This window comes from Flintibacter porci, from assembly GCF_041925195.1.
Taxonomy (GTDB): Bacteria; Bacillota; Clostridia; order Oscillospirales; family Oscillospiraceae; genus Lawsonibacter; species Lawsonibacter porci.
Window position 1 is genome coordinate 162,159 of sequence record NZ_JBHEVB010000004.1, and the last position, 12,874, is coordinate 175,032.

Annotated in this window: 13 protein-coding genes; 12 read left to right on the forward strand and 1 reads right to left on the reverse strand. The window is 60.4% G+C overall.

Annotated elements, in window-relative coordinates:
- Positions 1-7 precede the first annotated feature (7 nt).
- The 12 genes from ACEVJL_RS05795 (at position 8) to ACEVJL_RS05850 (ending at position 12,373) form a co-directional block, all read left to right on the forward strand.
- Complete coding sequence (locus ACEVJL_RS05795) at positions 8-541, forward strand: LytR/AlgR family response regulator transcription factor (RefSeq protein WP_325207696.1); 534 nt, start codon at positions 8-10, stop codon at positions 539-541.
- The gene (locus tag ACEVJL_RS05800; RefSeq protein WP_374737168.1) at positions 538-1,842 is read left to right on the forward strand and encodes a GHKL domain-containing protein; all 1,305 of its coding nucleotides are present in this window, start codon (positions 538-540) and stop codon (positions 1,840-1,842) included. The genes ACEVJL_RS05795 and ACEVJL_RS05800 overlap by 4 nt, the downstream gene beginning before the upstream one ends.
- Positions 1,843-2,071: 229 nt before the next feature.
- Positions 2,072-2,533, forward strand: a complete 462-nt coding sequence (locus ACEVJL_RS05805; RefSeq protein WP_302667260.1) for a hypothetical protein — start codon at positions 2,072-2,074, stop codon at positions 2,531-2,533.
- Positions 2,437-3,198, forward strand: coding sequence for a glycoside hydrolase family 3 C-terminal domain-containing protein (locus ACEVJL_RS05810; RefSeq protein ID WP_374737169.1), 762 nt, complete (start codon positions 2,437-2,439; stop codon positions 3,196-3,198). The genes ACEVJL_RS05805 and ACEVJL_RS05810 overlap by 97 nt, the downstream gene beginning before the upstream one ends.
- A complete protein-coding gene (locus ACEVJL_RS05815) occupies positions 3,132-4,133 on the forward strand; it encodes a glycoside hydrolase family 3 N-terminal domain-containing protein (RefSeq protein WP_374737170.1) in 1,002 nt (333 codons plus the stop codon). Before ACEVJL_RS05810 ends, ACEVJL_RS05815 begins: the two co-directional genes overlap by 67 nt.
- A 90-nt stretch (positions 4,134-4,223) precedes the next feature.
- Positions 4,224-6,644 (forward strand): glycoside hydrolase family 3 C-terminal domain-containing protein, encoded by a 2,421-nt coding sequence (locus ACEVJL_RS05820; protein WP_374737171.1) that lies wholly within the window; start codon positions 4,224-4,226, stop codon positions 6,642-6,644.
- Positions 6,645-6,751: 107 nt separating this feature from the next.
- Positions 6,752-7,192 (forward strand): hypothetical protein, encoded by a 441-nt coding sequence (locus ACEVJL_RS05825; protein WP_374737172.1) that lies wholly within the window; start codon positions 6,752-6,754, stop codon positions 7,190-7,192.
- A gap of 240 nt (positions 7,193-7,432) precedes the next feature.
- Positions 7,433-8,635, forward strand: coding sequence for an ABC transporter substrate-binding protein (locus ACEVJL_RS05830; RefSeq protein WP_374737173.1), 1,203 nt, complete (start codon positions 7,433-7,435; stop codon positions 8,633-8,635).
- Positions 8,636-8,794: 159 nt separating this feature from the next.
- Positions 8,795-9,679 carry a branched-chain amino acid ABC transporter permease gene (locus ACEVJL_RS05835; protein WP_374737174.1) on the forward strand — a complete coding sequence of 295 codons (885 nt, stop codon included), beginning with the start codon at positions 8,795-8,797 and terminating at the stop codon, positions 9,677-9,679.
- 12 nt (positions 9,680-9,691) lie between these two features.
- On the forward strand, positions 9,692-10,843 hold the full coding sequence (locus ACEVJL_RS05840) for a branched-chain amino acid ABC transporter permease (protein ID WP_110441431.1): 1,152 nt from the start codon (positions 9,692-9,694) through the stop codon (positions 10,841-10,843).
- Positions 10,840-11,691 (forward strand): ABC transporter ATP-binding protein, encoded by an 852-nt coding sequence (locus ACEVJL_RS05845; protein ID WP_302670967.1) that lies wholly within the window; start codon positions 10,840-10,842, stop codon positions 11,689-11,691. Before ACEVJL_RS05840 ends, ACEVJL_RS05845 begins: the two co-directional genes overlap by 4 nt.
- Complete coding sequence (locus ACEVJL_RS05850) at positions 11,678-12,373, forward strand: ABC transporter ATP-binding protein (protein ID WP_008982114.1); 696 nt, start codon at positions 11,678-11,680, stop codon at positions 12,371-12,373. Before ACEVJL_RS05845 ends, ACEVJL_RS05850 begins: the two co-directional genes overlap by 14 nt.
- 40 nt (positions 12,374-12,413) lie before the next feature.
- On the opposite strand, the gene ACEVJL_RS05855 is transcribed toward ACEVJL_RS05850, so the two are convergent.
- A complete protein-coding gene (locus ACEVJL_RS05855; RefSeq protein ID WP_151075302.1) occupies positions 12,414-12,782 on the reverse strand; it encodes a VOC family protein in 369 nt (122 codons plus the stop codon).
- Between the last annotated feature and the right edge of the window lie 92 nt (positions 12,783-12,874).

The window sequence follows — 12,874 nt, forward strand, 5'->3', positions numbered from 1 at the left end:
TGTCCAGATGCGCTTTCTGGATGGAATGGCCACCGCGGAGCTGATCCGCCGCACCGACCCGGAGGTCATCATCATCTTTATTACCAACATGGCCCAATACGCCATCCGAGGCTATGAGGTGGACGCGCTGGACTACATGCTCAAGCCGGTGGGCTACACCACCTTCTCCCAGCGGTTGAGCCGGGCGCTGAGCCGGATGCGCCGCCGGGAGCGCACCTATATCACCGTCCCCATCAAAGGAGGGGCCATGAAGCTGGCGGTGGAGGACATTACCTTTGTGGAGAGCCAGGGCCACCGCCTCATTTACCACACCGCGGAGGATGAGTATGTCAGCGCCGGGACCATCAAGGACGCGGAGGAGAAGCTGGAGGGCTACCACTTCTTCCGCAGCAACAAGGGCTATCTCCTGAACCTGGCACATGTGGACGGAATCCAGGACGACTGCGCCCTGGTGGGAGAGCATAAGCTGCTCATCAGCCGTTCCCGCAAGGCCCCCTTCCTGGAGGCCCTCACCGCCTACATGGGAGGTGGCACCCGTTGAGTGAGACCATGCCCCGCCTGTTTACTGCTCTGGCCGAGTGGGGAGCCTGTATGCTCTTTCTGCTCCAGTACTCCCGCAGGCTCCGCGGCCCCCGGTTCTGGCTGACTGCAGCGGGCGCACTGGTGGTGCAGGTTCTGTGGCTGGAGGGAACCGGCTCCCTCCCCGTGGCTTTCTGGATGCCCGCCATGGCGGTAGCTGTGGGGCTCATGTTTTTGTTCCTGGCGTTCTGCGGCCGCAGCGACCTGCTGGGTGCGGGCTACTGTACGGTGCGCGCCTTCCTGCTGGCGGAATTCACCGCCTCACTGGAGTGGCAGCTGTACGCCTTCTTTGTGTGGGAAACCAAGATCGATGGTTTTGTTCCGGCGACCGTCTTTCTTGTTGTGATATACGGCGCCGTCTTTCTGCTGGCCTACCACCTGGAGCAGCGGGTGTCCCAGGGGGGCAACCTGCCCCGGATGACCGGACGGGAGCTGCTGTCCGCCGCCTCCATGGGCCTGGCCGCCTTTCTCATCAGCAATATGAGCTTTGTCACCGCCAACACCCCCTTCACCAGCTCGGTGGAGCAGGAGATCGCCAATATCCGCACCCTGGTGGATCTGGCCGGTGTCGTCATTCTCTACGCCTACCACATCCAGTTCTTTGAGCTGCACACCCGACGGGAACTGGACGCCATCAAGAACATTCTGCAAAACCAGTATGTACAGTACCGCCAGTCCCGGGAGTCCATCGACGTCATCAACCGCAAATACCACGACCTCAAACACCAGATCGCCGTGCTCCGGGCGGAGGAGGACCCCGCCCGCCGCTCCGCCTTTCTGGACCAGATGGAGGAGGAAATTCAGCACTACGAGGCCCAGAACAAGACGGGCAACTCGGTGCTGGACACGGTGCTCACCGGCAAGAGCCTCTACTGTGCCAAGCACCAAATCAAGCTCACCTGCGTGGCCGACGGAGCCCGGCTGTCCTTTATGGACGTGATGGACATCTGCACCCTGTTCGGCAATGCTCTGGATAACGCCATTGAGTGCGAACTGTCCATTCCGGATAAGGAAAAGCGGCTTATTCACCTGGAGGTCTATACCAAAAAGGACTTTCTGGTCATTCGGTGTGAAAACTACTGTCCCGCTCCCCCCGTCTTTCAGGACGGTCTGCCCATGACCACCAAAGCCGACCGGGAGTACCACGGCTACGGCCTGAAAAGCATGCGCTACACCGCCCAAAAATACGGCGGCACCATGACGGTTCAGGCCAAGGACGAGTGGTTTCAGCTCACCCTGCTCTTCCCGCTGGAGCACCATTAAGTTGCGGAAAAACTTTCCCCTTGCGGCCACCCCCGCTTGTTTATACTGCCAAACAAGCGGGGTTTTGTTTTTTGTACTTTCACAATATTTTTTACAGTTTGCGCCCAAAAGGCAGCAGTTTGTGCCTTTCATGAAAAAACGAGGTTAAGTTGTGATAAACTCCTCTCAGATTCGGGAAGGGCTGTTCTGTGTGCGTCCTTCCCAAAAACACGACAGGAGGAAGAATAGAATGCTTGCCATCAACATTGAAGACGTAATCTCCGTGTTGAACACCTGCAAACCCTACCTGATCGGGCTTGCCGTCGTGCTGGTCCTGGCCATCGTGGCCATGGTCGCCTGCCGCAAGATGGCCCGGTCCAAGAAGTTCCTGATCCGGGGCGAGGCCGCCCTGGCCATGGTGCTGGCCATCGCCGTCACCGTGAACCTCATCTGCTTTGGCCCCATGAGCAGCCTCATCTCCCTGGCCATGGGTGACGGCTCCGTCACCGACGAGACTGCCGCTTCCGCCAATGAGCTGTGCCAGACCATCGCCGAAGAAGGCATCGTCATGGTGAAGAACGAGGGCGCCCTGCCCCTGGCAACACCAAGCTCAACGTGTTCGGCTGGTCCTCCACCAACCCTGTCTACGGCGGCACCGGTTCCGGCGGCCTGTCCGACTCCTATCCCACTGTCTCCCTGCTGGAGGGCCTGAGCAACGCCGGCATCGAGTACAACACCACCATCACTGACTTCTACACCGAGTATCGTGAGTCCCGTCCCACCGTGGGTATGTGGGGCCAGGACTGGACCATCCCCGAGCCCACCATGGAGGAGTATGACGCCGCCGGCATCTTTGAGAATGCCAAGGAGTTCTCCGACACCGCTCTGATCGTGATCTCCCGCTCCGGCGGCGAGGGCGCCGACCTGCCCACCAGCTATGACGGCGAGGACACCTTTGAAGAGGGCGGCACCTGGGGTGCCTCCGGTGTGCGTATCAGCTCCCAGACCGACGACCGCGACGCCAGCAAGCACTACCTGGAGCTGAGCAACCGCGAGATCGCCATGGTGGAGCGCGTCACCAGCGAGTTTGACAACGTTATCGTGGTCATCAACGCCGCCAACCCCATGGAGCTTGGCTGGCTGGACCAGTATGATTCCATTAAGGGCGCTCTGGTTATGGCCGGCCCCGGTCAGACCGGCTTCAACGCTCTGGGCGAGATCCTCACCGGCGAGGTGAACCCCTCCGCCAAGATGGTGGACACCTATGTCTACGACCTGACCCAGACCCCACCTGGAACAACTTTGGCAGCATGTTCTACGACAACATGGACGAGTTTGCCGTGGACGGCGCTGTTCCCTTCTTTGTCAACTACGTAGAGGGCATCTATGTGGGCTACAAGTTCTATGAGACCGCCGCTGCAGAGGGCCTCATCGACTGCGACGGTCCTGCCTCCATCAACAACAACTTCACCGGCAAGGGTTCCATCGGCTTCCCCGCCGCTGTCATGATCGCCGCCACCTGGAATGTGGATCTGGCCAATGACTTCGGCGAGCGCATCGGCAAGATGGCCGACGAGATGGGCGTATCCGGCTGGTACGCTCCCGCTATGAACACCCACCGCTCCGCTTTCGCCGGCCGTAACTTCGAGTACTACTCCGAGGACGGCGTTCTGGGCGGCAACATGGCTGCCAACGCCATCCTGGGCGCTCAGGAGCACGGCGTGTACGCCTACATGAAGCACTTCGCTCTCAACGACCAGGAGACCAACCGCTGCGGCATGCTGTGCACCTGGGCCAACGAGCAGTCCATCCGTGAGATCTACCTCAAGCCCTTCGAGATTGCTGTGAAGGACGGCGGCTGCCAGGCGGTCATGTCCTCCTTCAACTACATCGGCACCACCTGGGCCGGCGCCTGTGACGAACTGCTCAACAACGTCCTGCGTGACGAGTGGGGCTTCCAGGGCTTCGTGCTCACCGACTACTTCGGTGTGTACGGCTACATGGATTCCGACCAGGCTATTCGCGGCGGCACCGACTGCATGCTGGTCGCCTATGACACCGAGACCAACCATGTAACCGACACCACCAGCGCTACCTCCGTGCTGGCTATGCGTCAGGCTTGTAAGAACATCCTGTACACCACGGTCAATTCCCGCGCCTATGACCCCGCCAACCTGTCCGGCGGCGGCCTGCAGGGCTGGCAGATCGCTGCCATCGCCATCGACGTGGTGGTGGGTGTGATCCTGGTGGCCGGCGCTGTGATGATCATCAAGAAGTCCAAGAAGATGGAGGACGCCTCCACTCAGGCTTAACTACCTAGGAGATCCCCCCGGCTGCCCCGGGGGGATTCCCCCTTACATCCACATTTGCATCCATACCGCTGAATGAAAGGGAGATAGACTGTGAAACACCAAGACATTCTGGATAAGCTGACCCTGGAACAAAAGATCGCCCTGCTCTCCGGCCGGGACGTGTGGAGCACCTACCCCTTTCCCAAGGCGGGTGTGCCCAGCATGTTTCTGTCCGACGGCCCTCACGGGGTGCGTAAGCAGTTGGGAGAGGGCGACCATTTAGGCATCAATGCCAGTCAGCCTGCCACCTGCTTCCCCACCGCCGCCGGCATCGCCAACAGCTGGGATGAGGAGCTGGCCACCCTGTGCGGCCGCACCATCGGCAAGGAGGCCGCCTGCCAGCAGGTCAACGTCCTGCTGGGTCCCGGCCTGAACACCAAGCGCAGCCCTCTGGACGGGCGCGACTTTGAGTACTACTCCGAGGACCCCTACCTGGGCGGCAAAATGGCCGCCGCCTTCATCCGGGGCGTGCAGGAAAACGGCATCTCCGCCTGTCCCAAGCACTTTGCCGCCAACTCTCAGGAGCTGCTGCGCATGACCAGCGACAGCGTGGTGGATGAGCGCACCCTGCGGGAGCTGTACCTCACCAACTTTGAGATCGCCGTCAAGGAGGGCCATCCCAAGTCCATCATGTCCTCCTACAACAAGGTAAACGGCACCTACGCCAACGAGAACGCCCACCTGCTCACCGAGATCCTCCGGGACGAGTGGGGCTTTGACGGCTTTGTGGTCACCGACTGGGGCGGCTGCAACAGCCAGACCGCCGGCATCAAGGCGGGCAGCAACCTGGAGATGCCCGGCACCATCGGCGACAGCGACCGGGAGCTGATGGCCTCCCTGAAAGAGGGCAAGATCACCGAAGGCGAAATCGACCTGCGGGTAGACCAGCTGCTGGACGTGATCCTGGCCACCCATGAGGCCACCGCCGGCGGTAAGCGGGACTTCGATCAGGAGGCCCACCACGCCGTGGCCCGTCAGGCCGCTGCCCAGACCGCTGTGCTGCTGAAGAATGAGAATGATCTGCTGCCTCTGGCTCCCAACACCCGGGTGGCCGTTATCGGCGACATGGCTCTGGAGCCCCGGTATCAGGGCGCCGGTTCCTCTCTGGTCAATCCCACCCGTCTGGACAAACCTCTGGACTGCCTGAAGGCCAGCGGTCTGGACGTAGTGGGCCACGCCCAGGGCTACCTGCGCAACGGCAAGGATGACACAGGCCTTCAGCAGGCCGCGGTCCAGCTGGCCGCCCAGGCCGATGTGGTGCTGCTCTATCTGGGTCTGCCTGAGATCTTCGAGAGCGAGGGTATGGACCGCAGCCACATGCGCCTGCCCGCCAATCAGAACCGTCTGCTGGAGGCGGTGGCCGCCGCCAACCCCAAGGTAGTTGTGGTCCTCTCCGGCGGCTCTCCTGTGGAGCTGCCCTGGTACGACAAGGCCGCCGCCATCGTCCACGGCTATCTGGGCGGCCAGGCTGGCGCCGGTGCCATGGCCGACATCCTCACCGGCAAGGTGAACCCCTCCGGCAAGCTGGCCGAGACCTATCCCCTGGTCTATGACGATACCCCCAACCGGGACTTCTTCCCCGGCCGGGAGCTCACCGCCCAGTACCGGGAGTCCATCTTTGTGGGCTACCGCTACTATCTCACCGCCCAGAAGGCCGTGCGCTTCCCCTTCGGCTTTGGTCTGAGCTACACCACCTTCGCCTACTCGGACCTGAAGGCCGACAAGGAGAAGGTCACCTTTACCCTCACCAACACCGGCAAACGCGCCGGCGCGGAGGTGGCCCAGCTGTATGTCTCCCGGCCCAACAGCCAGCTCTCCACTCCCCTGCGGGAGCTCAAGGGCTTTGCCAAGGTCTTCCTCCAGCCCGGGGAGAGCCGCACCGTTACCATCCCCCTGGATGACAAGGCCTTCCGCTACTTCAACGTGAAGACCAACCGCTGGGAGATCGAGGGCGGCGAGTACTGCCTGGAGGTGGGCGCCAGCGCCGCCGACATCCTGCTCACCGCTTCCGTGGAGGTGGAGGGCACCGGCGCTCCCATCCCCTACGACCGGGAGAAGCTGTCCTGCTACTACTCCGCCCAGGTCCAGGCCGTCCCCGACGACCAGTTTGAGACCCTGCTGGGCCGTCCCATCCCCCAGGACAAGTGGGACCGCTCCCAGCCTCTGGGCTACAACGACAGCCTGTCCCAGATGATTTACGCCAAGGGCTTCGTGGCCCGCTTCGCTGCCGGCCGTCTGGCCGCTATCCAGCGCAAGAGCGAAGAGAAGGACCAGCCCAACCTGAACGTTCTCTTTATCCACAGCATGCCTTTCCGCGGCCTGGCCAAGATGAGCAACGGACTGGTGACCACTGAGATGACAGCCTCCATTCTGGAGGCCTGCAACGGCCACTTCTTCCGCGGCATTGGCAAGACCATCGCCGGCTTCTTTGCCAACGGGAAGGTCAAGAAGGAGAGGAGCAAAAAACTGTGAGTTTTTAGAATAATTTTGCGGCCAAGCATCCCGGAGCCGCCAAGTGGATCCGGGAAGGCGGCCTGTTCGTCATTGTCAGCAACGTCATTACTGTTTTTAAGTACATTTTGCTGACCTTCCTGCCCGCCGCCTTCGCCGGTCTGCCCATGGTGGACTTCGGCTGGCCGGGGATCCCCATCACCCTGTTTGGTGAGACCTTCCAGTGGAACATCCTTGGCTACGACGTGGACCACGGCGGCCTGCCTTACTTCTGCGCCTACATGGTCGCCATGGTCATCGGCGAGTGCATCAACTTCCCCCTCCAGCGCAACCTGGTCTTCCGCAGCAAGGGCAACCTGGCCTACCAGATCCTGTGGTACGTCATCGCCTTCTGCATCATCACCTGCATCGTCAACTCCATCAACTGCATCTGGATGGCGGTGGCCGGTCTGTTCGTGCCCGCTTTCATCTACAACATCGGTACCGTGGTGCTCAACGGCGGTATCTCCATGGTGATCTTCTTTGTCAATAAGATCATCTTCCCCGAGGGCGAGGCCCAGAAGAAGTAATACTCTTCCTTCCCATAAAGGCGTCTCTGGCAAAAGCCAGAGGCGTCTTTTGTTTATTTTTCCCTTTTTTCTGCCCTATTTTTATCCCTCCGTCTTAAAATCGCTGAATCTGAAACTTTCCTGAATTGCCCTTGCATTTTCTTTTTCACTTTGCTATAATAAACCACAAGTTCGCATGGACATTTGTCTTTTTGTTGTGGACATTCGGGAATTTGCCCGAAAAAGATTGGAGGAAAGAACATGAAACGATTTCTGGCTTTGGCTACGTCCTGCGCCCTGATGATCGCCGCTCTGGCTGGCTGCGGCAGCTCCGGCTCCGGCTCTGGTTCCGGCGGCGGCTCCGCTTCCGGCGACAAGGTAATCAAGATCGGCGTGTTTGAGCCCGCTTCCGGCGACTCCGCCTCCGGCGGCAAGAAGGAAATGCTGGGCATGCAGTATGCTAACTCTGAGACTCCTACCGTCACTGTGGGCGGCGAGGAGTACAAGGTCGAGTTGGTCTATGCTGACAACGGCTCCTCCACCGACAAGGCCCCCACCGCCGCTTCCCAGCTGGTCAGTGAGGGCGTGGCCATGGTGCTGGGCTCCTACGGTTCCGGCGTGTCCATCGCCGCCGGCCCCACCTTCGGCAACGCTGGCATCCCCGCCATCGGCGTGACCTGCACCAACCCCAACGTCACCGCCGGCAACGACTACTACTTCCGCATCTGCTTCCTGGATCCCTTCCAGGGCACTGTTCTGGCTAACTTCTCCATGGATAAGTTCCAGGCCAAAACCGCCTACTGCCTGGGCGAGGCGGGCAACGAGTACGACCAGGGCCTGATCGCCTTCTTCAAGCAGGCCTTTGAGGCCGCCGGCGGCAAGGTCATCACCGACTCCTTCCCCACCAACAACTCCGACTTCAACTCCTACCTGAACAAGGCCAAGGACCAGGGCGCCGACGTTATCTTTACCCCCGTGTCCATCGCCTACGCCACCCAGATCATCACTCAGGCCGCTTCTCTGGGCCTGGAGATCCCCTTCGTGGGCTCTGACACCCTGGACGACAACATGGTCCTGGAGGCCGCCAAGGGCACCAACATTCAGCTGTACGTGTCCACCTTCTATCAGGAGGGCGGCAGCCCTGACTTCGACGCGGGCATCAAGAACTACATCAACACCGCCTCCGGCGCTCTGGAGTCCAACGGCGGCAACGACACCGTAGCCGCGGTCACCGCCATGGGCTATGACGCCTACTATGTGGCTCTCGAGGCCATCAAAAAGGCCGACAGCGTGGACCCCGCCGCCATCAAGGCCGCCCTGTGGGATGTGGAGTATGACGGCGTGTCCGGCCACATCGCCTTTGACGACACCAACGGCGATGCCGTGCGTGACACCGCCTATATCAAGCACTCCACCAACGACGGTGCCTGGGAGCTGGAAACTCAGCAGACGGTAGCGAAGTAAGCTCCCCGCCCCGCAATTGATTTGATTTACGGTTTGGCGGGGGCCCCCTCGGGTCCCCGCCAATTCTGTATCCACCTCCCGCTGGGCCGCCCCAAAAGGAGGCGGTCTCCCCCTCTTTTTGGGACTGTCCAGCAAAACTTTGACTGAGGAGGAAATTCCATGGAATTTTTTATCTCCACCCTGCTGTTCGGCATCTCGGTGGGCGGACAATACGCCCTCATCGCCATCGGCTACACCATGGTCTACGGCATTTTGCGCCTGATCAACTTCGCCCACGGCGACGTGTTCATGGTGGCCGGCCTCTTGGGCATCTACCTGAGCGCCACCTTCCCCCTATATGTGGCTATGCCCCTGGTGGTCATCCTGACGGTGGTTCTTGGCTTCTGCATTGAGCGTGTGGCCTACAAGCCCCTGCGCTCCGCCCCCCGTATGAGCGTGATGATCTCCGCCATCGGCGTGAGCTACCTGCTCCAGAACACCGCCACCTACGTCACCGGCGGTCAGCCCATGATCTACCCCTCTCTCCCCTTCCTGTCTGACACCATCACCGTGGCCGGCACCTCCATCAAGTGGGTGGTGCTGCTCACTCCCGTTCTGGTGGTGGCCCTGGTCATCCTGCTCACCCTGCTTATCAACCGCACCAAGGTGGGCATGGCCATGCGGGCGGTGGCCAAGGACTTTGAGACCAGCCAGCTCATGGGCATCAAAATCAACTCCGTCATTTCCATCACCTTTATCATCGGCTCGGCTCTGGCGGCCATTGGCTCCATGCTCTACTTCACCACCTACTCCTCCGTGGTCCCCACGGTGGGCTCCATGCCCGGTCTGAAGGCCTTCGTGGCCGCGGTGTTTGGCGGCATCGGCTCCATCCCCGGCGCGGTGATCGGCGCGTTCCTCATCGGCATCTGCGAGAACTTCGTGAAGATCCTGCCCTTTGAGGGTGCCACCACCTTTGTGGACGCCTTTACCTTTGCCCTGCTGATCGTCATTCTGGTCTTTAAGCCCACCGGCCTGTTCGGTGAAAAGGCCACGGATAAGGTGTAAGGAGGTAGCACTATGATTCAAGAGAAACGAAGCAAACGGGGCGCCCTGCTGGGGCTGGCCGCCGCGATTCTGGTGCTGGTTCTGGTGACTGTACTGGAGAACACCCTCCCCTCCACCAGCCAGCTGTTTGTGGTCCTGAAAAAGGGCGCGGTGTACTCCCTGGTGGCCGTGTCCATGAACCTGGTCAACGGCTTTACCGGCCTGTTCTCCCTGGGCCAGGCGGGCTTTATGCTGCTGGGTGCCTACACCTACGCCATCCTCACGGTCCCTGTCTCCGCCAAGGACACGGTGTACTACCTGTTCGGCGGCTCGGCGGTAAAATTCTCCCTGCCTGACCTGTTCGGCGGGGTGGACACCCCGGCCGGCCTCATTCTGGGCGTGCTGCTGGCCATCATTCTGGGTGGCTGCGTGGCAGCTTTCTTTGCCTACCTGATCGGCCTGCCGGTGCTGCGCCTCAAGAGTGACTATCTGGCCATTGCCACCCTGGGCTTTGCCGAGATCATCCGGGCCATCTTCCAGTGGCAGGCTCTGGGTCCCATCACCAACGGTGCCAACATGATCACCCAGATCCCCACCTTCAACAACTTCAACATCACCGACTCCAGCGGCAAAGTGGTGTTCTACCTGTCCTCCTTCTTCCCCATGCTCATCATGATCATCTGTGTGGCCATCATTGTCATGCTCATCAACTCCTCCTACGGCCGGGCCTTCAAGGCCATCCGGGAGGACGAGATCGCCGCGGAGGCCATGGGCATCAACCTGGCCAAGCACAAGATGCTCTCCTTCGTCATCAGCTCCTTCTTCTCCGGCGTGGGCGGCGCGCTGTTTGCCATGTTCGCCAACAACGCCCAGGCCAAGGTGTACACCTCCACCATGACCTATGAGATCCTGCTCATCGTGGTCATCGGCGGCATTGGCTCCATCTCCGGTTCTGTCCTGTCCACCTTCCTGTATGTGGCCTGCTCCGAGTGGTGGCTGCGCGGCCTGGACATGGGCTCCTTCCTGGGCATCAAGCTGGGCCTGTTCCGTAACGGCTTCCGCATGGTGGTCTTCTCCGTGGTCATCATGATCGTGGTGCTCTTCTTCCGTCAGGGCATCATGGGCAACAAGGAGATCACAGACCTGCTCAAACCCCGTAAGAAAACCAAGGAGGTGGCGAAATGAGCCTGGAACATGTCCTCCAGCTGGAACACATCACCATGCAGTTTGGCGGCGTGGTGGCCGTTAATGACCTGTCCCTGGAGGTAAACAAGGGAGAGATCGTGGCTCTCATCGGCCCCAACGGCGCCGGCAAGACCACCGCCTTCAACTGCATCACCGGAGTCTATGAGCCTACCAACGGCCGGATCTCCTTCCTGGATCAGCCCATGGTGGAGAACTTCCCCAAGGGCAAAATGCAGAAGCTGTACGCCGGGGAAAACAAGGGCAAGTATACCCATACCCTCAACCCCACCCCGGATAAAATTACCCAGCTGGGCATCGCCCGTACCTTCCAGAACATCCGCCTGTTCTCCAAGCTGTCGGTGCTGGACAACGTACTCATCGCCAAGCACATGCGTGCCAAGCAGAACGTATTCTCCGCCACCTTCCGCCTCAACGCCGCGGAGGAGAAGCGGATGCGGGAGGAGTCCCTGGCCCTGCTGGAGGAGCAGAACCTGCTGCATCTGAAGGACGAAGTGGCCGGTTCTCTGCCCTATGGCCTGCAGCGCCACCTGGAGATCGCCCGCGCCCTGGCCACCCAGCCCAAGCTCCTGCTGCTGGACGAGCCGGCGGCCGGCATGAACCCCCAGGAGACCCAGGAGCTCTCCCAGTTCATCCACCACATCCGGGACGAATACAATCTGACCATCCTCATCATTGAGCACCATATGGATCTGGTCATGCAGATCTCCGACCGCATCTACGTGCTGGACTTCGGCAAGCTCATTGCCCAGGGTACACCGGCGGAGATTCAAAACAATCCTCGGGTCATCGAGGCATATTTGGGGGTGGCAGACGATGCTGAAGATTGATGAATTGAAGGTAAGCTACGGCGGCATTGAGGCCGTGAAGGGCATCACCTTTGAGGTACCCGAGCGGAAGATCGTCACCCTCATCGGCGCCAACGGCGCGGGCAAATCCACCACGCTGCGCACCATTGCCGGACTGGTGAAACCCGCCCATGGCCGTATCCACCTCCAGGGCGAGGATATCACCGCCCTCAGCCCCGACCGCATCGTTTCCAAGGGCATCACCCTGGTGCCCGAGGGACGCCACGTCTTCCCGGACCTCACCGTGCTGGAGAACCTGAAGATCGGCGCCTACCTGCGCCGGGACAGCCTGGACGACGACCTCAACTGGGTCTACGAGCTCTTCCCCCGCTTGAAGGAGCGCTCCTGGCAGGCGGCGGGCACCCTGTCCGGCGGCGAGCAGCAGATGCTGGCTGTGGGCCGCGCCCTCATGTCCCGCCCCAAGATCATCATGATGGATGAGCCCTCCTTGGGCCTGGCCCCCATCGTGGTCAAGGGCATCTTTGACATCATCAAGGAAATCAACCGCCAGGGCGTCACGGTCCTGCTCATCGAGCAGAACGCCAACATGGCTCTGCGCATCGCCGATGTAGCCTACGTGCTGGAGACCGGCAAAATCACCCTGTCGGGTTCCGGGCGAGAGCTGCTCAACAACGAACAAGTCAAGAAGGCCTATCTGGGCTAAAAAAATGGACCTGGCGGATTGCTCCGTCAGGTCCGTTTTCTTATTTATGCTCGGGCACGATCTCGATCCAATAGCCATCGGGATCGGAGATGAAGTAGATCCCCATGGCCGGGTTTTCAAAGCAGATGCAGCCCATGTCCTGGTGCTTCTGGTGCAGCTGCTCGTACTCATCGGTGTGGAAGGCCAGGTGGAACTCACACTCGCCCAGGTTGTAGGGCTCCTTGCGGTCCCGCAGCCAGGTCAGCTCCAGCTGAAACTCGGTGAGGCCGTCCCCCAGGTACACCAGACGGAAGGAGCCGTCCTCGGCATCCTTCACCCGCACAGGCTCCAGGCCCAGGGCCTTTTTATAGAAGTCCAGGCTCTTGTCCAGATCCAGGACATTGAAGTTGAAGTGGTTGAATTTGATCATAAATAGTTCTCCTTTTATTCCTCGTCCAATTTAAGCACTGCCATAAATGCTTCCGTGGGCATCTGCACGGTACCCAGAGAGCGCATTTTCTT